Consider the following 501-nt stretch of genomic DNA (forward strand, 5'->3'; position numbering starts at 1 on the left):
GCCTCATCCATTGGATAATCCGAAATGCCAGAGCGGCGCGCCAGCACCGACTCATTCGCCACAAAACCAATCCAATCGTTATCTGCCAGAGCGGCCTGCAACGCCTGGTAATCCACGTACGTTTCCACGTGGCGGCGCAGATTAGCTAGGTGCTGCGCGGCGTCCTCGGAAACAAAATCGAACGTGTCCATCACCGTGTACGGAATATCAACATCTGCAAGGCGCGCCATGGAACGCCCCATGATTGTGCGTCCGCGAGCGGGGAACTGGCACTGGAATCGCACCTCAACCGCGGTTTTGTCAACGGATGCGTAAGAGCGCTCCAAAATCTCTTGGCCGCAACGCGCAATGCGGATCTCTGGGGTTTTTGAACTGTTCTTCGCGAACTCGCGCGCCAAGAAATCAGCTACAGCTACGCGCTTTTCGCGAGTATCAAGCAGATCTTCAGGGATGCCCATCTTTACCGGCGAGGCCGTAGCGCGCAACTGCGATGGTGGCGCG

At 57.3% G+C, this 501-nt stretch carries 1 protein-coding gene; it reads right to left on the bottom strand.

Annotated features, from left to right (window positions below; all coding sequences use genetic code 11):
• On the bottom strand, positions 1-501 hold a 501-nt coding region (locus HMPREF1627_RS00355; protein WP_034499952.1), incomplete at both ends, for an ABC-ATPase domain-containing protein.

The organism is Actinomyces sp. S6-Spd3, from assembly GCF_000758755.1.
Lineage (GTDB): Bacteria > Actinomycetota > Actinomycetes > Actinomycetales > Actinomycetaceae > Pauljensenia.